At 37.3% G+C, this 23,196-nt stretch carries 22 protein-coding genes; 7 read left to right on the top strand and 15 right to left on the bottom strand.

What is annotated here, in order from left to right; genetic code table 11:
* Window positions 1-74: 74 nt before the first annotated feature.
* Window positions 75-689: a transglutaminase-like domain-containing protein gene (locus tag MSBR3_RS08085; protein WP_048107467.1), complete on the bottom strand. Its 615-nt coding sequence runs from the start codon at window positions 687-689 to the stop codon at window positions 75-77.
* A gap of 840 nt (window positions 690-1,529) precedes the next feature.
* Here MSBR3_RS08085 and MSBR3_RS20995 point away from each other — a divergent pair.
* Both MSBR3_RS20995 and MSBR3_RS20185 read left to right on the top strand, forming a co-directional pair.
* Window positions 1,530-1,811 carry a hypothetical protein gene (locus tag MSBR3_RS20995; protein ID WP_230627972.1) on the top strand — a complete coding sequence of 94 codons (282 nt, stop codon included), beginning with the start codon at window positions 1,530-1,532 and terminating at the stop codon, window positions 1,809-1,811.
* Between the two features lie 807 nt (window positions 1,812-2,618).
* On the top strand, window positions 2,619-2,759 hold the full coding sequence (locus MSBR3_RS20185; protein WP_155396760.1) for a hypothetical protein: 141 nt from the start codon (window positions 2,619-2,621) through the stop codon (window positions 2,757-2,759).
* A gap of 157 nt (window positions 2,760-2,916) precedes the next feature.
* On the opposite strand, the gene MSBR3_RS08075 is transcribed toward MSBR3_RS20185, so the two are convergent.
* The 8 genes from MSBR3_RS08075 to MSBR3_RS08040 form a co-directional block, all read right to left on the bottom strand.
* Window positions 2,917-3,453, bottom strand: a complete 537-nt coding sequence (locus MSBR3_RS08075) for an AAA family ATPase (RefSeq protein ID WP_048110197.1) — start codon at window positions 3,451-3,453, stop codon at window positions 2,917-2,919.
* 319 nt (window positions 3,454-3,772) lie between these two features.
* Window positions 3,773-4,603, bottom strand: a complete 831-nt coding sequence (locus MSBR3_RS08070; protein ID WP_048107466.1) for a class I SAM-dependent methyltransferase — start codon at window positions 4,601-4,603, stop codon at window positions 3,773-3,775.
* A gap of 130 nt (window positions 4,604-4,733) precedes the next feature.
* The gene (locus tag MSBR3_RS19390; RefSeq protein WP_230627970.1) at window positions 4,734-5,522 is read right to left on the bottom strand and encodes a class I SAM-dependent methyltransferase; all 789 of its coding nucleotides are present in this window, start codon (window positions 5,520-5,522) and stop codon (window positions 4,734-4,736) included.
* A gap of 289 nt (window positions 5,523-5,811) precedes the next feature.
* On the bottom strand, window positions 5,812-6,336 hold the full coding sequence (locus MSBR3_RS08060) for a GrpB family protein (protein ID WP_048107465.1): 525 nt from the start codon (window positions 6,334-6,336) through the stop codon (window positions 5,812-5,814).
* A 52-nt stretch (window positions 6,337-6,388) separates the two neighbouring features.
* Window positions 6,389-6,883 carry a GNAT family N-acetyltransferase gene (locus MSBR3_RS08055; RefSeq protein ID WP_048107464.1) on the bottom strand — a complete coding sequence of 165 codons (495 nt, stop codon included), beginning with the start codon at window positions 6,881-6,883 and terminating at the stop codon, window positions 6,389-6,391.
* A gap of 159 nt (window positions 6,884-7,042) precedes the next feature.
* Complete coding sequence (locus MSBR3_RS08050; RefSeq protein ID WP_048107463.1) at window positions 7,043-7,786, bottom strand: class I SAM-dependent methyltransferase; 744 nt, start codon at window positions 7,784-7,786, stop codon at window positions 7,043-7,045.
* Between the two features lie 130 nt (window positions 7,787-7,916).
* Complete coding sequence (locus MSBR3_RS08045) at window positions 7,917-8,696, bottom strand: PhzF family phenazine biosynthesis protein (protein WP_048107462.1); 780 nt, start codon at window positions 8,694-8,696, stop codon at window positions 7,917-7,919.
* A gap of 184 nt (window positions 8,697-8,880) precedes the next feature.
* Window positions 8,881-9,561: a pyruvate kinase alpha/beta domain-containing protein gene (locus MSBR3_RS08040; protein ID WP_048107461.1), complete on the bottom strand. Its 681-nt coding sequence runs from the start codon at window positions 9,559-9,561 to the stop codon at window positions 8,881-8,883.
* Window positions 9,562-10,409: 848 nt separating this feature from the next.
* On the opposite strand from MSBR3_RS08040, the gene MSBR3_RS08035 reads away from it, so the two are divergent.
* A complete protein-coding gene (locus MSBR3_RS08035; protein ID WP_048107460.1) occupies window positions 10,410-10,940 on the top strand; it encodes a metal-dependent hydrolase in 531 nt (176 codons plus the stop codon).
* Window positions 10,941-11,370: 430 nt separating this feature from the next.
* Here the strand turns inward: MSBR3_RS08035 and MSBR3_RS08030 are convergent, their stop codons facing one another.
* Window positions 11,371-11,907, bottom strand: a complete 537-nt coding sequence (locus MSBR3_RS08030; protein WP_048107459.1) for a GyrI-like domain-containing protein — start codon at window positions 11,905-11,907, stop codon at window positions 11,371-11,373.
* Between the two features lie 86 nt (window positions 11,908-11,993).
* On the bottom strand, window positions 11,994-12,959 hold the full coding sequence (gene tsaA, locus MSBR3_RS18880; RefSeq protein WP_052723327.1) for a tRNA (N6-threonylcarbamoyladenosine(37)-N6)-methyltransferase TrmO: 966 nt from the start codon (window positions 12,957-12,959) through the stop codon (window positions 11,994-11,996).
* A gap of 475 nt (window positions 12,960-13,434) precedes the next feature.
* Here tsaA and MSBR3_RS08015 point away from each other — a divergent pair, with 475 nt between their 5' ends.
* Entirely contained in the window at window positions 13,435-13,818 is a 384-nt protein-coding gene (locus tag MSBR3_RS08015) for an ArsR/SmtB family transcription factor (RefSeq protein ID WP_048107458.1), read from the top strand.
* Between the two features lie 1,266 nt (window positions 13,819-15,084).
* Here the strand turns inward: MSBR3_RS08015 and MSBR3_RS08005 are convergent.
* Complete coding sequence (locus MSBR3_RS08005) at window positions 15,085-15,339, bottom strand: PRC-barrel domain-containing protein (RefSeq protein WP_048107456.1); 255 nt, start codon at window positions 15,337-15,339, stop codon at window positions 15,085-15,087.
* A gap of 201 nt (window positions 15,340-15,540) precedes the next feature.
* Window positions 15,541-17,868, bottom strand: a complete 2,328-nt coding sequence (locus MSBR3_RS08000) for a CDC48 family AAA ATPase (RefSeq protein WP_048107455.1) — start codon at window positions 17,866-17,868, stop codon at window positions 15,541-15,543.
* Between the two features lie 665 nt (window positions 17,869-18,533).
* On the opposite strand from MSBR3_RS08000, the gene MSBR3_RS07995 reads away from it, so the two are divergent.
* Window positions 18,534-19,301, top strand: a complete 768-nt coding sequence (locus MSBR3_RS07995; RefSeq protein WP_048110190.1) for an NAD+ synthase — start codon at window positions 18,534-18,536, stop codon at window positions 19,299-19,301.
* A 1-nt stretch (window position 19,302) separates the two neighbouring features.
* Here MSBR3_RS07995 and MSBR3_RS20180 read toward each other — a convergent pair whose 3' ends face one another.
* Together MSBR3_RS20180 and MSBR3_RS07990 are read right to left on the bottom strand one after the other, a co-directional pair.
* Window positions 19,303-19,458 (bottom strand): hypothetical protein, encoded by a 156-nt coding sequence (locus tag MSBR3_RS20180; RefSeq protein ID WP_155396759.1) that lies wholly within the window; start codon window positions 19,456-19,458, stop codon window positions 19,303-19,305.
* An 81-nt stretch (window positions 19,459-19,539) separates the two neighbouring features.
* Window positions 19,540-20,826 (bottom strand): tRNA(Ile)(2)-agmatinylcytidine synthase, encoded by a 1,287-nt coding sequence (locus tag MSBR3_RS07990; RefSeq protein WP_048107454.1) that lies wholly within the window; start codon window positions 20,824-20,826, stop codon window positions 19,540-19,542.
* A 151-nt stretch (window positions 20,827-20,977) separates the two neighbouring features.
* Between MSBR3_RS07990 and MSBR3_RS07985 the strand changes: the two genes are divergently transcribed.
* Both MSBR3_RS07985 and purN read left to right on the top strand, forming a co-directional pair.
* Entirely contained in the window at window positions 20,978-21,961 is a 984-nt protein-coding gene (locus tag MSBR3_RS07985) for a transcriptional regulator (protein ID WP_048107453.1), read from the top strand.
* Window positions 21,962-22,283: 322 nt separating this feature from the next.
* Window positions 22,284-22,892, top strand: coding sequence for a phosphoribosylglycinamide formyltransferase (gene purN, locus MSBR3_RS07980; RefSeq protein WP_048107452.1), 609 nt, complete (start codon window positions 22,284-22,286; stop codon window positions 22,890-22,892).
* Window positions 22,893-23,196 lie beyond the last annotated feature (304 nt).

Raw genomic sequence — 23,196 nt, 5'->3', positions numbered from 1 at the left:
CTACTAAGAATCGAAGTCCAGAGCCATTTTCTAACGGGTGAATGGAAAGCGGTTTTCCAACTTTGAGTTAATTCTTAAGTGCGAAATAAATCCCTCAGCCCAAGATCCCATTGGTCCCATAATTCTTTCATATCTTTACTTGTCTTTAATATTTCAATAACAGTCTGATTGGGCTCTGCGAAGATCACGGGACTATCTTCTTCCCCGAGTTCTTTATTTACTTTCTTGGAAATCTTTTCCTCGTATCTGGAAAACTGAGCATCACGGCCTGGCTTATTGCCTCTCGCATCTAATCTTATCCATTTATCCGGATCTTTTAAATATACAGCATTTAAGCCGTGCAAGAATTTTACGTTAGCATCACGACTTGAAGAAAGTTTCTGATAACAGAACCCAGCAGGCACCCCGAAATATCTTAACATGGCTGCAAACAGATGAGCTTTGGCACAACATATTCCGTGGCCGGCTTCCAGAACCTCTGATGCCTTACAGGTAACGCTCATTTCTCCAATATCACCTGAATGATGAATCTCATCCCGGACAAATTCATAAACTTTTTTAATTAAGGTGATTTCATCATCTATGCCTTTCTGCAACTCAAGGCACTTATCAACGATCAGCTTGTTATCAAAGTCTATAACCTCACTCTTTTTGAGGTAATTCTGAAGATTATCGCTTTCAGTGTACATTTTTACTCGCCTATCAATAAGTACTAAAAGGCCTTTCTATATGAAATTTAAGTATGATAAGGAAAACTACTTTTCTAAAATTGCCTGTGAATTGATTCCGAAACTCAGACTGCTCTTCTGGATTTTGTATTTCGAATAGTCAATCGAGTTTCTGAACATAAGAACAGTTGTGAAACTTTATGAATTCAGGAACAGAATTGATTTAGAATGAGCTTTTTTTAAAATATGCAGCTTTAAAAGAGTAATATGGGAATTTAATACCTTACTCAGAGACATAAATAAAATAAAAGTTTCAAAATCTTTGTTTTTAATAATTGCCTAATTTCAATTACCATTATCCTAATTATATCTCTTATAACTTTTTTCTTAATTAAACATTCTAAATTTTTTATCTAATTAATCGATCCGCTTTTGCATTTTTCTATTTATATATACTTATATTTTAACTGGCTTATAAATAGAAATATCCTAACTTGCTGATGTTTAAATGTTTACGTTAGCCGGTTGTGCTGTTTTCTTTTTTCAATTCTAAATGATGTAAGCAATATTTTGAGGCGATCCTCAATATTATTGCTTTCAGTGTGCATCTTCTTACTTACCTGTCAATAACTACTTCTAAAGTTCTTCTCTGTGACTTTGAATCTTACATGAAAATACTCTTTTATTATTACAAATATATAAATACTCATGAATATCATTTCAACAGGATTTGCCGAGCTGAAAATAAGCAGCATTGAAGGGTATATTGTTTGATAAACGCTCTTTCGGGATTCTTTTTTCAGGATGTATTAACCAAGTCAAGCTAAAGAAGATCCGAAAATTTAGAGTGGGGGCAACGATATGGTAGAGGACGAAACCTTAGTTGATAAAAAGGTAGAGGATCAAATCCAAATTATGCAAAGAAATGTTGAGAAAGATTTATTCTACGAGCAATCCAAAATTTTGGATAGATATTATTCGCTGATAACCCTGATAATTACAACATTTGGTTTCACTATCACAGCTCTTACCTTTTTTTTAAGCAAACTATCCCCTAATGGCAGATTAACCCCTAATATCAGTGAAGCTCTTCGTTCTTATCATGTTTTTTTTCTTTTCTTTGCTTATTTATGGCTTTTTTAATCTCAATTATTAATGTGCTGGCAATATTTCACCATAGAAAGCTAGTAAGAAGAGGGGGCATGATAGTATATAGGGAATATAATGAATTGGTAAATAATAATTTGAGATTATATCTCGATATCTCAAGGCAAAAAAATTATTATGTAATTGCAGTTACTCTTATTGGACTTGCACTCACATCTCTATTTAATCATTTTTCGCAGCATCGTGTTGTAGCTGTTGTGCTTACAACTGGATTTGTTTTGATAGTATTGTTGCTAATACACAACTCTCGCAAGTACCTCTCCTAATTTACGTAAGATTATTCGATATAACGACTGATTTCTTCTTCGGTGCCCTTTTTTAATTCAAGGTATTATCAATCCCAGTTTCCTCATTAAAAGTTCATATTTCATAATTTTTTCTGCTATCGATTTTTAATCCAACACAAATCTTGTGGGCAGTGTGCCACTTTTTCTGTAAAATTATAAATCTTATAAAGTTTGTGGTTTGAAAATCCCCTAGCAAGAGAGCTGAATTTTGTTCAGTATACAAAAATTCGACTTTGAATTTACAGAACTTTCGGCACACTGCCATGTTAAATCAATAAACAACTTATAGAGAACTTGTACTCCTTATTCTCAAGTTGAGACAATATAAAAACAGTAATTGCAAAAAAATATCATAATATTTTATGCTATTAATTTTCTATTTAACATATTTTCTACTTAACATATGCAGGTTTGTACTAACAAAAGCAATTCAGTATCAGTAAGCATTTCAGTATATTTATTACTTTAGCAGACATAAAACTATTGAGGTGAAACAATGCCAGCAAAAAAAGTTAAGAATGATAATAAAGAAAAAGAATTACTGGAAAAACTAGAATCAATAGATGAAAAAAGAGAAGATACGGCAGAACAAATAAATATAGAAGAGGAACCCGATGAAAGTAAAAGACCCAAATAAACGGTATGTTACAAACAAAGGATTTGATCTGATCCTTTTATTAAGCTAAATCACTTACATTTATATCTCTTTTTAAATAAAAATAACGGGGAATGAACGAGGAATAAACCTTTTCTAGTTTGCTATATACTGGTCGCTAACACAAGCCATGTGTTCATCAAATTATACTCATGACAATATTCACACGTTCTTTTACGGTCATATCTTTCTCAATTCTTAGTATCGGGCACTCCAATCTGGAAAGCCAGATTTCGTGAAGTCTTTTGCTTCTTATTTCTACATCGGCTTCATCATACTTTTCAGCCCACTTTATAAATTCACTAGATAACTCATGCCTGTTTCCTCCAGGTTCAATAGCTGAGCCGTATCTCTCCTTTTCTCTTTTTACCAGCCTGCTAATTCGAATATCTTGAGGTATCCATAGGTAAATAACCAGCTCGAAATGCGGGATAAATATATCTCCCCATCCGCATAGTGATCCTGATAAAATCCAGCTGTCATGTTTCTTCAGATCTTTCTTTAAAAGGGACTGCCGCGCTTCAATAGGCCTGGGCCTGGTAAACGGTATTTCTGATGGAATCCAATAATAATCATCCGTATCAAAATGCTTATACCTTAGCTCTTTTGCTAGTGCTTTAGCCAGAGTAGTAGTACCCGAACCTGACGCTCCCAGAATATGTATTCGGCTAATCATTTTCTTACCAAGATTGAGATCCAAGTTTGCTGCAGTTTTTTCCAAAATTTTTTGTTATGGTCGGCATTACAATCTGCCTGACATGTTGCCTATCAACTATCCAATAATAACAGTAATAAGTTTAAGTAAACAAAGGATAGCTAAATAAAGGATAGCTAAACAAAGGATAACTAAACAAAGGATAGCTAAATAAAGGATAGCTAAACAAAGGGTAGCTAAACAAAGAATGAAAAAGACACAAAGGGATAAATGTTTTTCTAATGAGACTATTTGTTAACAGCGTTTCGCAGAAAAAGACAGTTCATCCTTATAAACTAACTCACGAATTCGTTTTTTTTCTCCCGATGAAAAGCCCATGAAGGCTATAACCTAACAAAGACTCATTTTCACATGTTGTCAGGTGATGGGCCCACCATAGATCATATTCTTCTTTCTTCATGTCACATATTTTTGCAGCCACTTGATATCCTATTCCATCAACTCCAATATGAAAAACTTTCTCTATGTTATGCTCGGACATTAAACTTTCAATTTCCTGAGGGTATGAAAAATAAAAACTGCGCATTTTTTCATCTGGGCTACAACCATTGTTTATTATATCATCTAATGTTTTCCATTCTGCTGATCTGTCCTTCCTGTTAAGTTCGAGCACATATGAGGCAAATCTGTTAATATACGCAAAAGCACAGATTCCTCCCTTTTTTAACACCCGAAGGCATTCTTTGATAGTCTCCTTCCTATCTGCCTTTTCCTTCAGGTGGTATAATGGCCCCATACACAGAACTACATCGAAAATATTCGAATTGAAATGAACTAAGTTCCTAGCATCTCCTAAATAAGTATTAACTTTCACTGCTGAATTTTTATTTTTTTCTTCAATTATATCAATAAACCTGGGAACTACGTCTCCTGCCGTTACAATATGACCCTTATTCGCTAAATAAAATGAATATTTTCCTGTACCAGCACTTAAATCCAATATTTTCGAGCCAGGTGAGATAATTTTATCAAAATAATGAATTGTCGTTAAGTATTCAGTCTTATGTACATTACTTTTGCATAATCTTGCTTCTTCATCGTAGCTGCTATAATAATCAAGCACATCACTTATGTAGCTCTCCTTATTATGCATCAATTTTTTGACAAACATGTGCCCTACTTCCTGGCGGTGCCAGTACCTTGTTAAGGACTATAGCGAGCCTTTCTTTACACATACTCAAATAACACTTTATACTCTACCTACTTTTTGTCTTAACCCTCACCTTTATGTGAAGCCGCTATTAGCTGATCGAATCCAATAAGTCAGGAACTGACAGAATTTCAAAATCCTTAAACGATTTTTTTAACCACAGAAGTGTCTCTCCGTGGTTGTACTCAATTTCAATTTGTTTATTATAATCATTTCTTAAATCGGCAAGACCACATTCATAGTCGTTTTCACTGATTAAATGAAACATAGAATATCCTTTATTTTCTACTAATATTAAAAATTTTTGAGAGATTACGTGCTTATAATCTATATCTGTAACGTCTTTCATAGAGATCATAAAACCGTTATTACTTGCACATTCTATAATTTCAGGAATATCTGGATATCTTTTCTTTTCCACTTCTACAATTGTTGGAAAATATTTTACCCAGAACCTCGATTCTATTTGTTTATGGGATTCGGTAACAATACAGAGAGAGCCGCCCTGTTTAAGTACTCTATTCAGCTCTTTAAACATTACACCAATGTCCGGTATATGATGTATTACATCAGTCATATATATAAAGTCGAAAAAGTTGTCCCTAAATGGTATTTTTTCATGGTTGCCTTTTTTGAAAACGATATCCTCACTTTTGTCAATGGCTCTTTGTCTCATCTCATCAGCCGGTTCAACCCCATACACATTAGCGTTTGTTATCCGCTTCAGAGCACAGGTGAAATTCCCAGTTCCACAACCAAAATCAAGTATGTTTGTTCCTTCATAAAAAGAAATATTTTCGAAAAATCGATTTATTGTGTCTATGTTCTCTTTTCTTGTTAAATCATACTTTTTTGCCAGTTCGTTATAATCAGTTTCCACAAATCATCCCTTCTCCCACAAATCATCCTTTCTAATAGTAAATACGACCTAAAAACTCAAAACTATTTTCTTTTGATCTTGCATTTTGGATAGTCAATTAAGAATAGTCAATTAAGATTCTAACCACAAAACAAATCACAAAAACAATTCTGAGATATTCTTAATAATTCGAGCGGGAGGATTTTAGAACCAACTTTGTAAAAAGCATCAAATACAAATCAATGTGGGAATATACCAATTTCTATTTACAATTCTATTTACAATTTTAATAAACTGATAAATGATATTGTTATTTTTTATTTACATTCCTAAGGATGCTTTGTACAAATTCGTGCTTAGCATTTACATAAGATGTAATGTCAGTTCTGAACTGTTCAGCTAATCTCACTTTGAGTTCCCCATAAGCTTTCACAGCTTCCGGATGATCCCTTAAGTAATCGCGAAAAGCTATATGCTCAAGATAACCTTTACCGTCTTTTGGACATACGTACATGTGGTAAGGCATGAAATCGTCCATAAAGGTTCTTTTAAAAGCCTCTCTGCCTTCAACACCCAGATTTCCTTCGTGTTCAAATCCTGTCTTTGAAAGTCTGTCTTTTACAGCCGGAAAAACATCATATGAATCAATGACTACGTCAATGTCAATAATAGGTTTTGAAGCAAGACCTTCAACTGCTGTGCTTCCGACATGCTCAACACCAACTATAAGGTCACCGGCGCAATCAACGATCATTGCTTTTATTTTCAAAAATTCGTTTTTCCACTCGTGATCGTATGGTACAACTCTTACGATGCCTTTCATTTTTACATCCATACTTATTCTCCTGAAAAATACTTGAAATATTGGAAAACACAACAAATAATAATTATTTCATCTGCTTTTCCAGAATATAAGTTCCATTGTATTTGTCTCTGGGATTTTTGATTTTTACAATCTTAAATCCACATTTATTTACGTAAAAATTATGGTTTCTTCTGGAAAAACCTGGCGTATCTGTGTACCATTTTACAGCATCGGGATATTTTGATTCTATGAATTTCCAAATTATCAACCCCAGTCCTTTATCCTGTAACTTCGGATCAATAAAAATATTCCCTAAGAAGTTTACATTATTTTCTCTTATCCAGACTATTACAGCACCGATAGGTTTATCGTCTTTAGAAATTTTATATGCTTGAGAAGCAGGATTTAGAGCATATTTGCGTAGAAAATCTCCGTTATCATAGCCATCAGGACCCCCGGTTGGCTTATTCAAATGCCTTTGAGTATCCTCATCAAACGCACTTTTCATTACGGGTGTAAGGATATCAACATCCTCTTCCGTAAACCTTTCAAACTGAAGACCACCATATACTTCCATTCAATTCCCCTTCCTGTAAGTAAATAAAACTCACATTTTTTTCATTAATATCGATTATCATCGCAGTGCTTGATTCTTTGAAAATCACACTAAACGCGCCAGTAGTTCGGTTTGTCGTGTTTGCTATCCCTTCTCTACATTCCAGGCCCTTCTGAACCCTTAGGTAAAGTCAGAAGCTTCTATCGATTTTGCCCTCATCACTAAAAATGAGGGAATTCTATAATGATACTCCTGTTCAGGGTACAGTTCTATTGACTCTCTTGAAGGGACTGGTTCTCTAAGTGAACTTACGTACATTCCTGCTTTTTCAACTGCTTCTATGTACCTTGATAAAGGTCTATGATAATGTAGTGTTTTGCCCCAAAAGTTTAGTTCTTCTACTCTTTCATCCAGATAGTTCCCAATTTTTTTATACACTTTAATGTTATTTTTGTTTTCCTCCCAATCACTTAAAAAGAAGCATGGATGTGTTACTGAGAAAATAAAAGTTCCAGGCTTTTTTAATACTCTGGCTACTTCAGAAACAAATGAGTTAATCTCAGGAATATCCATCAGTAACATATTGGCCACAACAATGTCAAAGAACCTATCTTCAAAAGTTAACTTCCTGGTCAAGTTCATATTGTAATATTGAAGATTATGGTGGACATGCTTGCGTTTTGCTATGTTTAACATAGCATCTGAACCGTCAACAGCTTTAACTAACGCTCCTTTTCGTGCAAGTTCTAACGAAAAGAAGCCGTCACCGCATCCTGCATCGAGAACACGTTTTCCTTTTACATTTCCTAATAACTCATTGACAGCAGCCAGGTATATTTGAGAATGAAAATTTCTTCCCTGATTGTTTTCTTCACTATAAGTTTCAGCAGCAATATCCCAGTGGTTTATACTATCTACTCTCATTAATTAGCAGACTCCTGTCAAATAAAATTATTTTGCTAAATCAAAAATATTCATATTCCAGGTCTATTTTGTACGATAGCTCAGATTCTGGTGCTCCGTCATTTATTGTTACGCCTGAAGTCTCTTATTTTTATATCAATAGTTCTCCTTCCAGCACTGTTACTGCTTTTCCTACAATTAAAACCCTGTCACCGGCAAGTTTTACTCTCAGGATACCTCCGCGTTTCGAAGCTTGGGATGCAATAAACTCATCTTTGTTCAGCTTTTTTTGCCAGTAGGGTCCCAAACAGCAGTGAGCCGATCCTGTAACTGGATCTTCCAATACACCTATTTGCGGCGCAAAAAATCTTGACACAAAGTCATACTCCTTGGCTCTGCTTGTAACAATTACTCCTCTTGTCGGCAATTTCAAAAGTTTCATGAAATCTGGCTTCATCGTTGTGACTATCTCTTCCGACTCAACTTCTACCAGATAATCAAACTTATTCTTCCCAACGTAGGTTGCTTGAGTTCCAAGCGCTTCCAATAACTCTACTGAAGGTTCTGTTTTTTCTTCAGGTAGTGCCGGAAAATTTAGTTCAATCCATCCATCACTCATTTTTGCTGTCAATAAACCGCTTTTTGTGCTGAACTTTGCCTCTATGTCCTTTCTTAAGTATCCTTTTTCCCATAGAATGTGAGCACTTGCTAATGTTGCATGTCCGCACAGATCGACTTCTGCGTTTGGGGTAAACCATCTCAGATTGTACTTCTCACCTTCTTTAACAAGAAACGCAGTCTCAGACAGGTTCATCTCACGAGCTATGTTCTGCATTAGTTTCTCTTCCGGCTTCTCATTTAGAACACATATTCCTGCTGGATTTCCCGAAAACGGTTTTTCTGTGAATGCGTCTACCTGGTAGATCCTCATAGTGAATTCTCTCCTGAAATGATGGTTTCTGGAATGCTATGTTCTACTACTGATCTGGAATGATATTTCCTACTACTGATCTGTAACGGCTATTTCCTACTATTGATAACACTATCTACATAGCGAGAAATGTACTTATGTTGGCTGTCAGATGATTTCGAGTTATCTGTGTACGATTGATCCTTTATCTCAAATATTCAATATTTATATCAGGTTGCAAAGCAATTCCAGGCTTTGCCAGTAACTCAACAAACCTGAACCCTTTTGAGGGGTGAAACATATTTGCCGAGGCACAACTTCTCATTATCCATGCAGTATCGAGCCCTCTCTCGGTACCTGCACATGCTAGCACAAGCTCTCCTTCAGGAATAACTCCAGCGTCAGTTGACATCAATACACTTTCTAAGCACACTAGAGTCCCCGGAGAAATTAGTTCAAGTGTTTTTGCTATAATATCGAGGGATGTGACCTGGTGGAGATGCAATCTCATAGAAAAACTAGGTCCGAAAAAAGGAATTGTTCCCTTAACTATTTTTACATCAAGTTGATCCAGTACAACTCTGTTTTTTTCGGTAATGTTCATCGGAACACGGTGTAATCCCTCCTGTACCCAGTTATTTTTTATATCCTCCAGCTCAGGAATATCACTAAAAACATCTTTTTCCATTTGATCTATTTCCCAATACATACCCTGAGGACAGGTAACACAAATTATGGTCTTATTGGTAATATTTCGGGCAATTTTTACAGCACTTTCTCCAGTTATGGAAGCAACAACAATATATTCTACAAGATTTGATTTTTCTCTAACAAAGTTAACAACCTCATCTGTGTTAACTGGTCCAGGTCTTTCAAAAACTCGCATACGGTTCTCATTCCCTTAATCGTGTGTATTTATTAGCTGCAAGGCAGGCAAAAATTATGTTATATAACTGAGCCAAAAGATCAGGAGAGAGTTTTTCAAAAGATTTTAAACTTACAACTTAGTAGCCACAATTGAAACCAGATTAAAATAATTTTCGCCCTCAGTCTCCATCATTTCAACATCCCTTCGAGCGTATTCATTGTCGCACGCAAGCCAGTTTTGCCACGCCTCTTCAAAACATTTCAACTCTTTACGTTCATGGATACTTGCTGAATTATATTTTTTCAGAGATCATACCACCAGTTATAAGAATAGACTGTTCAATTATCGTATTTGCAGTTCTTTTTAAGTATTTTTTGACACCTCTCATTTATTAATTTTTAATTATTCTATACAGTCTCCTTTATAATTGTTATGGGAGTGTCATTCGGGCGTAAACATTTATTTTCAATTTATCCAAGTTTGACTTTTGAAAAAAAGCGCATTGAGTATTCCCAGGAACAATTCAATAGAAAAAGCGGCTCTTCACTTTTTGAGTGGGTAGTTTGCATTCACTCATCCGGCACAATATAGCCAAAATTTAGGAACATTTGTTCAAATCACATAAGCTTGACATCACATAAGCTTGACATCACATAAGCTTGACATCACATAAGCTTGACATCACATAAGCTTGACATCACATAAGCTTGACATCACATAAGCTTGACATCACATAAGCTTGACATCACACGGGCTTGATGTTTCTTTTGCTGGCATAGCTACTTTCTAATTGAGCAATTATTTTCATTTTCAACCTTACAAAACAGGCGTTGTTTCTATATAAAAGAAGAAATGTTTAATATTTGATGCTTCTTTTTGGACATATTGGGGTTACATTAGGGATATTTTTTGGACTTGGAATTTTTGTACCACGGATAAGAACTATCATAGATCCAAGATATCTGGCTATTGGAGCTCTTCTTCCTGACTTAATAGATAAACCTCTAGGCAGAGTTATCTTTGCTTCTACGTTTGAAAATGGACGTATTATAGGGCATACCTTATTGTTATTCTTTGTTCTTTTCCTGATAGGTTTGTACTTGTATAATAAAAAAAGAGATATCAAAGTTCTCTCCCTTGCTTCAGGGTCATTTTTTCACCTTATGGAAGACCAGATGTGGGCAAAACCTGCAACTTTATTTTGGCCATTCCTCGGATTAAGTTTTCCTAAAGATCACTCTGACTACACAGGAATAGAATATTTATCCAATATGTTAGAAAAGTCTTTTGAGCTTGAGTTCTCGCGTGCTTTCATTCCTGAAATTATAGGAATGGTAGTTATAGTTATTTTGACTTTATACTGGTTAATAAAAAGATATAGACAAAGTAAACTTTAATGTAGAAAAGAATGTCTAAAAATATATCAACAAAGCTGTCTCAGAATCATTTTGGATTCCACAACTTGATAATATCGTCTAAGTTTTTAATCTTACTTTTTATTTCACTCAAATACCTTGCTAGCTTGCTGTGGGAATGGAAAACTTCCCAGTAACCGTTGACGATAATATAATTTATCAGTTTCGTTTTTCAGTGATTAATTTCTGACCAAATTAAACTATCGGGTTATTATTTCCTTTACCGGATTTTTGAGTGGTTTTTGAGATATATTCTATTGTTTGCAGAAGGTAAGTCAGTACAATTTTGATTTGAAGGTTTCTTATGTTTTTCAAATATTAAATTACACCTTTTTTGGTCTTCAAAAAAGGGACGGCAGACTTTAGTTAAATATAAAAAAAGAAAACTAAGAGACCTAAGAATACCGAAAAATTAGCCCTTTTTTGATTTTATAGGAATATAATACTCAACTTCTGAGTTTTCGTTATCCAGTCCAAAGTAACGGTTTTTATGATAAGCTAATATCAAATAGGGATAGGCTTCTTCGTATTCAGAATCAGGCAGCCACTCTTTCCAGATGAATTCTCCTCCTCTGAACATTTCTCTTCCTTTGAAGGTGAACACTGCGTAACCAGTGGAGGGAAAAATCTTGCAAAACATCTCAAGGGGCATTTCATCGATTTTCTTGACTTCAAGGCCTACATATACGTAAAATTTTCCAGTTTCATCATAGTCATCTGGTTGGACATGTGCCTCATAAGTAACGTCATTCACTGTATTTTCAAGTTTTTCACCAGATTTCTCATACAGGCCATAAAAGCGCTTCCAGAGTAGTCCAATTTCATTTTCTACGTTCCATTCTTCTTTTAAATGAAACGGGTTGCCGTAATAGACGCAACCTATTAATCTCAAGGGTCCTTCATCAATGATTTTTATTTTCAAGGGTTTTGGAAAGTTATTGGTAGCCATATGCATTCTTCCGAAAAAAGAAACAAAAAATGTACTTCTCGATAGTACACTTTAAGTTAACCCCTATTAACTACTTGTTTTTATCCTTACTGGCCATAAGCCCAATCTGGCCAGAGGAAAGAAAGCCATCTGGGGATTTCTGGCTTTTCCACCCTGTCAAACGAGGGGAAATAAGCTTTTAAATCTATAATAGGGGTTCCATCGCAAGCATCAAGATTGGACACATGTACGATCCCTTCTTTTTCGTTAATGTCTTCTATTTTGCATGTTGTTATTGATATGGGATTTGGACGATATTCCGCACGAGTTGCAAATATTCCGGTTAGTCTGTCCAGTGAGTATGGAGGATAGACCTGAAGCACATTCCGATGTTCACTGTTGTCAATCATACTTGCCCACCAGAGCACGATTACATGACTGAAATTATTTAGTTCTTTTAAGCCGGGAATGTATTTGTCAATAATTTCCAGGGATGTCTTCATGCCATCTTTCCTTACATATCCGATTGGCGAAATCTTAATGGCATTTTCCTGTTTTGCGGGCTCTTCAGGTTGTCCTCTTAAACTTGAATAGTTGCTTGAATCTGCACAATTTTCTAAACTTATAACAGGAAATATAACTTCTGTCAGGAGCTCTTCATCAGGAACTTCCCCCGGAGTGTTAATGTAAACTTCTCGCGGAGCTCCAATCATCTCATGACCACTTTCAATAATGTACTGCATCACCTCAGCGTACACTGAACCTATTTCTTCATAGGGACCTTTGTGGATAGCTGATACAATTTTGTGTTTTGGCATAATTTTTACTTTTACTCTCTCATCGCCGTATGCATCTCCCTGAAAGGGTACTCCAACCTCATATTTCATTTTTTCTGGCGGTACTTCAGTTGGGCTAGTGTAATATACCGAAAAAGGGGGTTGAGTAATTAGGAGTCCTTTTTGTTTGATCCATCCTGCTAATTCTCCGATTATTTCTCCCATGTCCTCTACCGAACCTTCATGAGAAATACTAGCTACTTGATGTTCTTCCACGATTTTCAGTTTGATTTCCACGTTAAGTTCTCCTCTAACTTTTTACTTACGCAATGAACTGAAAAACCAGTAGATAAAAACTGAAAGCTGCATAAATATGTATTAATTCGTTATTTATTGTGTTGGAAAATGTTTAAAATATGTATCCGTTTGTTATCTTGTGTTTGATCGTTGCTCGTATGTTTGACCATTTATCATTATTTTTAATTGCTTCCCATTATGTTTGATCTTTTATCATTACTTTTGATCGTTTTTCATTATGTGGTTGTTGTTTATTATTTTTTATTTTGTTTGATTTGCTTTTAGTTTGTGCTTGGTTTGGGTTTCAAATGCGTAAGCAAAATAATTGTATATAGAGGTTGGAATTCATGATATTAAAAATTCACTCTTTAATGGAATAATATTCCATGTTTTTATGAACAACATGTCAAGAATAAAATATCTCAAGGTATTAGTTTAGAAAAAATATTTATTTAATTAAAAAAACAACTTAGTCATGGATAAAAAAAGCGACTTGGATCCATCACAAGAATTTCTAATTAGTTCTTCCGGTGATATCGTTTCTATTTTAAAAACAATCGCCCATATTAACCGGTTTACGATTCTAGTCCTTCTTTTAAACGGACCTTCGACATTCCAAATGCTTCTTGAACGGATGGATATTAAAAAATCGGCGCTGGCCAATCATTTAGCCGAATTAAAAGATAGCAATCTGGTGGAAAAAACACACCACGGCACTTATGAAATAAGTGAAAATGGAAAAAATTATATTAAATCAATTGAAAAAATTTATAGAGAAAATAAAGTTATTGAACAGAAAATTTGGGAAGCAAAACAAAGAGAACAGCTCTCGAAGTCCTTTTTGAAACGTAAACAGTAATTCAGGAAACTAAATCTTGATAAAATTATTTTATAGTAAATCTTATAAATCTTTTTTGAATCCTACTTTCACACTATTTTTCACACATAATTTTCTTTGTATTTTTCCCCATCAATCTCAGTACTTTGATTGTTTTCTCATCTACGGAAAATGCGGAAATTTTACTCTGGAAAATAGGATATATTCAGTTCTTGAATATTTTTTTGAATGCACATTCAAGTCCAATCATGCGTCAAACATTTCTTTTTTTGTTTCTGTGCCTTTCATAAAAAATTATAAAAATTGTTAGTCCGACTACAGTAATAATCCCATTTTTTATTCCATATATTATGTCACTATGCATATATCCCGTAATAATACTTGATGCAAGAAAAAAAATAATCAGTCGTGAAATATAATATAAATTTTTATTTTTATTTAGGCATTTATCAATTTTGTTCAATGATCATCACTTCCCATTATAAATTATGCAATATTAAAGAATGCACTTAACATGATCAATTATTTTTGCCTCAAACGGGATTTCAAAAACAAATTCAAAACCAGGAATTCCAGTATTTACTTTAGATCCTGAACCTGTAAGTCATTGTAAGATTGCCATTCTTATCATATGTGTCGTATTTTAGAAGTATCCATTTCTCCTGGTCAACCCAAATTTATTAGTTTGCATTAAATTATAGGTATTACTACTATTTCCGGGTTTAATTTTTTAACAAGTATCTTTCTTTATTCAGTTGTTGTTTTCCAATTAGAGCTACATTTGGGTCGTGCACTATTAGTTGGTTGATATTATAGTTAGTTGATATTATAGCTAGTTGACATTTATCCCAAAAACAATTTTTAGTGTTGCAGATCTCTTTTTAATTTGTTATAGTTAATAGCACACTTTATACACAAAAATAAGGCATTTCTAACACTGAAAATTAAGTGCATAATTTTAAAAATATCAAACCCAGTAATTTTACTGCGAAAAACAATTGAATAACTTATTTTTCCATTTACTTCCTTGCTAAAAGGAAAATTGTGGTTAAAACTGTAATTAGAAAAGCCCTTTTGGGTCGAAAAAATTACACTAAAATAAAAAATTCTTTTAACAAAGGCAAATTTTAACGAAAGGAGTTTTAACGAAAGCAAGTTTTAACGAAAGCAGGAGGAACTAAAAGGAGAGTTCCTCTGTTTAATGAAAAATAAGAAAACAAATGTAATAAGAAAACAAATGTAATGTCAGAAAGGAAAGGAATTTTTCGTTCCCTTCCTCTTTAGATTTTAGCTTGTCTTTGCTTTCATCTTATCTATTATTATATAGTCTTTAATGGCACTTACGGAATCGAAAGGAATGAGGATAAAGTTATCCGCTTTCCTGTACCTGGAAGTGTCTAAATTGACATTAGGGGCAACCACCATGTCAATAATATTTCCCCCTTTAATCTCGACTACAACGTTACTCAATGTTCCTATTTCTGTTCCGTCGGTAGCCATTACCTGCTTGTTAAAGAGGTTCTTTGCAAATTCCTTCGACATTTTATCGTATCTCCGTTCGCAGTATGTTATCGGTTTGGGTAAAGCTGGCTTTCCACTTTGGATATTTTATTCCATTTGAAACCAGGATCTTTAAAACTTTTTCCTTTTAAAACTACTCTTCTAAAGAGTTACTGGATTAAATTCTTACCTGTAGTTTATCTGTAATTTACCAGTAACCCTTACATGATTATACCTGTAATTTTACCTGTAACCGATGTATCCAGATGTATCTGTGAGCCTCTGGCCTCCTTTGAACTGTGCCTCGATTTTTTCGTAGAACTGAGCAATATTTTCCGTAATAGTGGGTTTTACCTTCTTCAGAGCTTCCCTGAAGTGTCTCATTTCTACAGATTCTATATCGAAGTTCTCCCTCAGGGCAATCATTACGGCTTCCCTACACACGGATTCGATATCGGCACCTACGTAACCCTCAGTTTCATTTGCAAGGGTTTCAAGGTTCACATCTTCAGCAAGGGGTGTGTCTTTTGTATGGATCCTGAAGATCTTGAGCCTGCCTTTCCAGTCAGGAGAACCAATGAAAACCAGCCTGTCAAAGCGTCCTGGACGCAGAATTGCAGGGTCCAGCAGATTAGGACGATTGGTTGCGGCAATAACTACCACATCTCTTAGGGATTCAAGCCCATCCATCTCGGTCAGGAGCTGGTTAAGCACTCTCTCTGAAGTGCGGCTGTCCGTGGATTCCATTCCTGGCATAGAAGCAATCGAATCAATTTCGTCAAAGAAAATCACACAGGGAGCGACCTGCCTGGCTTTCCTGAAGGTTTCACGTATAGCTTTTTCCGATTCTCCAAGCCACTTTGAGAAAATCTCAGGCCCTTTGACGCTTATGAAGTTTGCATTTGACTCCTTGGAAACAGCCTTGGCTATCAGGGTCTTTCCGGTTCCTGGAGGACCGTAAAGCAGGATTCCTCTTGGAGCTTTTATGCCCATGTGAATGAACTTTTCCGGATTTCTGATGGGCCATTCCACAGCCTCAATAATGGACTGCTTTGCTTCATCGAGCCCTCCCACATCATTCCATCCAACTGTGGGCATTTCTACATAAATTTCTCTAAGAGCCGAAGGTTCTGCCTCAGTCAGTGCATCTTCAAAGTTTTTCTTGGTTACAACGATTTTTTCCAGCCTCTCAGGTGGAATTGCTTCCTTTTCAAGGTCAAGGTCAGGCAGATTTTCCCTGAGGCACCGCATGGCAGCCTCCTGCACGAGAGCCAGCAGATCTGCACCTACAAATCCCTGGGTTCTTTCAGCCAGATACATCAGGTATTTGTCTGCTTTTTCTTTTCTCTCCCTCTCCAGGGTAGCCTCATCTACTTCGGTTTCGGCTTTTCCGATCTCCTCAGTTTCCTCATCTCTTTCTATAGGCATGCCCCTGGTATGGATCTGCAGGATTTCATACCTGTCCTTGGTATCAGGCACACCGATATGTATTTCCCTGTCAAAACGGCCTGGTCTTCTGAGTGCCGGATCAATCGCATCCACACGGTTTGTGGCTCCTATAACCACAACCTGCCCTCTTTCTACCATTCCATCAAGCAGGGTCAGGAGCTGGGCAACCACACGTCTTTCCACTTCTCCTGTTACATTCTCTCTTTTTGGAGCAATAGAGTCGATTTCATCAATGAAAATGACCGATGGAGCATCCTGAGTTGCTTCTTCGAAGATCTTCCTGAGCCTTTCTTCACTTTCTCCATAGAATTTCCCTACGATTTCAGGGCCTGCAATATAATGGAAACTTGCTCCTGATTCATTGGCTACGGCTTTTGCAATCAGGGTTTTCCCGGTTCCGGGTGGGCCATAGAGAATGACTCCTTTCGGAGGTTCGATATTCAGGTGGCCGAAAAGTTCTGGATGCTTCATGGGCAGCTCTATCATTTCCCGGACACGCATAATTTCATCCCCGAGGCCTCCTATGTCTTCATAGGTAGTTACGCCTCGGGTTGCTTTTTCGTATCCCTGCACCGGCTTTTTACGCAGTTCGATAAGTGTTGCTTCCGTAACAAGGACAATTGTATTTGCAGGATCAGTCTCAACAGCAACCAGAGGAATTACCTGGCTTGTAGTAAGGGATTCTGTCATTGGTTGAGACATTGAATTTATTATAGGAATTATGTCTCCCCTGAAAACTGGTCTTTTGAGAATATGCCTTTTTATGATTTCATTTGCATGTTCCCCGAACTGAAGTTCAGGTCCCCCCTGTGTCATGCTTTCAGGAAGCGCCAGAACAAGCTTTTTTGCTTCCGGGGCTTCAACCTTTTTGATGGTTACCTTCTCTCCTATGGAAACTCCTGCATTTTGCCGGATGAAGTTATCAATTCTCACGAGTCCCTGGTCCCAGTCCTGCCTGTCAGCTCTCCACACCTTTGCCGTGGTCTTTTTCTTACCTCTTATTTCCACGATGTCGCCTGGCGAGAGCTGAAGCTTCAGCAAAGTTGTAGGGTCAAGTCGGATAATTCCTCTTCCAAGGTCGATAGGATATGCTTTTTCAACCTTCAACTGTATTTCTTCCATAGATCATCCCGAAAATAGTTGTCTTTTTGATTATAACTTTTATTTTAAGAATCGCATAAAATATATGGGTACCAGATTTTTTCCGATTTCTTCGGATTGTACATTATGGAACTACCTGTTTGTATATTAGCCGTCTTTTTATTTCAATGCCTTTGATCAGGTAGATTTTAACCCCAGAGGGTCTGTAATGGAATTTTTATGTCTTGAGTTTTCTGTCCAGCCTTCCTATCCAGAGAAACCCCTTTATAGCCTGTAACCTTATCCGGATAATAATTTGTCGGTTATAGGTACATGATAATTAGTTATTGTTTAGAGGTACTTTTGATAATCAGTTACTGGTTGGTTATAAGTACATCCGATAATCAGTTATTTATATTATATTACCAGGCATATATTACTCTCTATAACTTCCATTTATTAAATAAGTTTATCATAGCTCTATTTTTTTTCTCTGAGGTTTTATATATCTGGAACTTCTGTGTATAAAGCTGTTTAATTCTCAAAATAGTCACTTAAACTTGAATAGTGATTTAAATCTGACGTCTTTCGATTCTACTACACTCCAGGATCTTTAATTTTCAGGATCTTGAGGCATCTTAAATTGTATGCCTGACGAGTACCAAGGAATTGACAGTATGCCTGACAAGCACCAAGGAATTGACAGCATGAATCTTGAAATTGAGCAGAACAAAATTATTGACTTTATCCGGAACGAAATCCGTAAAGCAGGTGTAGACGGAGCTGTTATAGGCATTAGTGGAGGAATAGACTCAGCCCTTGCCGCAACGCTCACCGTAAAAGCTCTGGGGAAAGATAAAGTGTTTGGAATCCACATGCCCGAATCCAGCCTTACCCCTTCTGAAGACAGCAAAGACGCAAAAACTCTTGCAGACTGGTTGGGAATTGAGTTTCAGACTATTGACATTTCAGGAATTATCTCAGCTTTCATGGCTGCAATCCCTGAAAGTGAATCTGCAGACCGTCTCTCCATGGGCAACCTGAAAGCACGAATCAGGATGTCTCTCCTCTACTTCCATGCAAACCGGATGAACCGTATGGTCATAGGAACCGGTAATAAAACCGAGATCTTACTTGGCTACTTCACGAAATATGGAGATGGAGGCGTTGATCTCGAACCCATAGGCGGACTTTACAAAACCGATGTATGGGAGCTTTCTCGCAGACTAGGAGTTCCTGAATCTATTATCACGAAAAAACCCTCAGCAGGCCTCTGGGCAGGTCAAACAGATGAAGCCGAACTTGGAATCTCCTACTTAAAAGTAGACGAGGTACTCAAAAAGCTTGAACAGTACGAAGACCCTGAAACTATTCTGAACACTCTAGAGATTTCTGTAGAACAGTTGAATTCAGTCATAAACCGTATAGAGAAAAGTGAGCATAAAAGAAGTGCTCCCCAGGTACCACTCAGCTGAGCTACCCGCAAGCCTTTTCAAAAATTGCTTTACCGCAAGCCTTTTCAAAAAGGCTTGAGCGAAAACCCCAGTAACATTTGGATTTGAGGAACTTATCCCCAAACCCTATAGGCGTGACAAACCGGCGCAACGGTTTCGGGTCAACGGTTGCGGTCAAGCGGACTGACGACTGATTTAGGAATAAGAAAACTTTCTATGTTTTTGAGTTTTTAAGAGGGCTTTTTTAGTCTTTTTTTCTTTAGCGGGCAGGGTTAATCTCTATGTCATACCTCTGTTCCCTTACCAGGGGTTTTGCAAGATGTCGGCGGGCGCAGGGTGGTACTTCATATAATCCTGCTGTGAGGTTTCTTTTTACTTCACACAGGACTTTTGAGGCAGCCTGGGTTCCGCATTTTTTACAGCGGAAGCCCTGGGTTTTACCTGATGATTTCATATGTTTTCCGCAGGTTGGACATATAGGGTTTTCTTCCCTGTAAAGGGGAGCTAGTTTTTTTATCTCTATTTTTTCGATGTTGAGGGTTCCAGAGTTTACACTTCCAGATACTACAATTCTATCTCCAGGCCTGAGCTTCCTTATGAGCAGGCGGAAGTTTTTTGTGGGTTCGAAGGCTGCGCAGTCAATTCCGTTTCCTTCTTTATCCTGGACTGGAAAAATAACATGTCCTCCATGAATAGTTCTCGGAACTGCGGAAACTGTGCCTTCGAGCCTGTAAGAATGCATATCTCTTATTTCTGCAAGACTTTCTGCGGAAAGCAGGTGCATGTCAGTACCCTGATTTGTTCTATATATGGCAAAACGTTCAACAGGTTCAGCCATGATAAGGGACGCAGCTTTTGTAACTATGGCTGGGCTTTTCCCCCTAATCCCGAAAAGCACGGGATCGGCCGAGTGGGGTACACAGACAATAAGTCTGTTTTTAAGGTCCACGGTGTCCCAGGTATCAGGATAAGTCTTCCTATCAGCCTCAAAGAAACTTTCCTTTTCGATCTCGCGTGGGGTTCCCCATTTTTCTTTTTTCCTGTATGCCAGATACTCAAAAGTGTGGTCCCAATCCTCGAGGTTAAGCATAGCCCCACATGCTGCAAGGGCACCTATCAATCCTCTTCCGTTTTTAAAGCCCTTCGAAGGAACCTTGGATTCCGAGATAAGACTTTTTGCTTCCTCTATTTCGATCACGTCCTTTACGGCTTTCTCCAGAAAGTTTCTGAGGATGGGTTTGAGCTTTCCGTAAGCTTTTTCCGGGATAAAAACCACGCCGGGATTAGTTTTTTCGCATTCCATACGTGCAAATTCTTCTATTCTGGAAACAACGTGAGCAATTACTTTTTCAGGGCAGTCAGTCTTGAGTCTCAGCGCTACTGCAGCATTTCCTCTTGTTTTATAGGGAATAGTCGGATTCAGGCGTATAAGAAGTGGAAGAGTCTCAATAGCTCCGTAGACCTGAAGTTCTTCCAGCAGCAGAGCTCCCAGATATGTTGTGCACATTCCTTCGTTTGAGTCGGTATCGTCAATTCCGATAATCATTTTTTTTAGTTCCAGTTTTTACCTTTTAATTTCCCAGATGCGTTTCGGACAATTACAGTTTTCGCTACTCTCCGACGTTTTTTTCTACTGTGAAGATTGTCAAAAGTAAAGAAAAATATATATAGATGTTCAAACAGAGATTGATACTGGAATGACAAAAGAGGTTCTCATACATCAAATTATCGATGTATTGGCACGTGCAGGTTTTGCACTCTCCGATCGCTGCAATATTCGTCCGAGGAGCTTTGACGTTGCCGCACGGAAAGACGAAACACTATTACTTTGCAAGGTTTTATTTAACATTGACGGCCTGAATGAAGAAACTGCCAGGGAGATGAAGTACCTGGCCGAATACCTTGGAGGCTCTGCTATTGTCGTGGGGGCAAAGACCAGAGATCAGATGCTTGAAGATAGCGTTGTGTATATGCGTTATGATATTCTCGCCTTAAATGTACAGACTCTTTTCGATTACTTTATTGAAAATGTTCCTCCTCTAGTCTCAGCAGCTCCGGGTGGGTTATATGTCTCCATAGAAGGAGATATCCTTAAAAAAGCCAGGATGGGTCAGTCAATGTCTCTTGGGACTCTTGCTGCCATGGTAGGGGTTTCAAGGAGAACGATTAGTAAGTACGAAGAAGAAGGCATGGATGCGTCGATAGATGTCGTACTCCAGCTAGAGGACATCTTTGGGGTTGAGCTTGCAAAGCCCATAGACATCCTGAAATCCTGTGGGAGCAGAAAGCCCAGGAAGAAAGCAGAGTCCATTACCGAAATCCAGGATAAACCCTCTACGCTTTTACCGGAAGACTTGATACTTAACACAATTTCCATGCTTGGCTATGACGTCCTTCCTACTGCCCAGGCTCCTTTCAAGGCCATTTCACGGGATAAATCCTCAGTTATCCTTACAGGAGTCAGCGAATTCAATACGACCGTGGTCAAAAGAGCTCATTTAATGAGCAGTATCTCCTGCGTCACTGAGACCCAATCCGTATTTATCATCAATGGACACTCAAAAATAAAATCCGTAGAAAATACTGTTATGATAGAGAAAAAGGAACTTGACAGAATAAGTGATTCTCAAGAACTCCTTAACTTTATAGAAGAACGTAGAGAAACTCACGACGAGAAGTAAAATCGAGTTTCCACTGTCCTAGTCCAATAAGCCTCTTCAAAATACTGCTTGCTCACAAGCCTTTTCAAGAAACTGCTTTCCCGCAAGCCTTTTCAAAAAAGGCTTGAGCGAAAACCTCGAGTAACGGCGTGATCAACCGGCGCAACGGTTTTGATCAACCAGTGCAATAATTGTTCAAATACCCTTTTCAAAAAGGCTTTACCAAAAGCGATTCAGCATTTGAATTTGACAACCTTATCCCCTTAACCCTATAGGCGTGATCAACCGGCGCAACGGTTGTTCCAAAACCCTAATATAGCACTGTTTCAATCTAAAAGCTTTGATGACTGTAAAAATTGCAGTGCTGGTTTCTGGAAGGGGTTCGAATCTCCAGGCAATTATGGACAGCATTCAGAAGGGTTACATAAAGAATGCTACAGTTAATGTGGTTATTTCCAATAAGGCAAATGCGTACGCGCTCGAACGTGCAAGAAATCACGGGATAGACGCGGTTTTTCTTGATCCGGGCGAGTATGACCGGGATGAATATGATAGGGCTATTCTGAATGTTTTGAGCCAATATGATATCGACCTTCTTTTGCTTGCAGGTTACTTCAGGCTTTTAGGAAATGAAATAATTATAGCTTACAGGAACAGAATTATGAACATTCATCCTTCTCTTCTTCCTGCCTTCAAAGGACTTCACGCCCAGAAGCAGGCTTTCGAATACGGGGTAAAAGTTGCAGGTTGTACAGTGCATTTTGTTGACGAAGGATTGGACTCGGGACCGATAATCATCCAGAAGTGCGTACCTGTGCTTACAGGGGATACCGAAGAAACCCTTACTGCCAGAATTCTGGAGCAAGAACATGTTATTTATCCTGAAGCAGTCAGGCTTTTTACCGAGGGTAAACTTAAAATTGAGGGTAGAAATGTAGTAACCGGAAATTGAGCAAACGCTTAATATCATATAAAACCGGAACAGATTTTACTGATTAATAACTTCTTTAATCCCTGATAGTTATAAATATTCCAAACTTATAGGTATTCCGCGAAACCATATAGACCATAAGGGCTTTTCGGGTTTCGAAATCTCCTATCTTCAAGTTCAGGAGCTTTTTGCCGGAATTTTTGAAACTTCAGAATGAAAAACCCCATCAGGAAGGTTATAGAGTCTGTTTAATTATACTCCCCATTATTCGGCGATTTTATTGCTGAACGCCGACCTCTTGAGTAACTTTCCAATCTGGAAGGCA

It is taken from the genome of Methanosarcina barkeri 3 (genome assembly GCF_000970305.1).
Taxonomy (GTDB): Archaea; Halobacteriota; Methanosarcinia; order Methanosarcinales; family Methanosarcinaceae; genus Methanosarcina; species Methanosarcina barkeri_A.
Note: the sequence above shows the minus strand (reverse complement) of the source record. Positions and strands in the feature narration are given on the sequence as shown.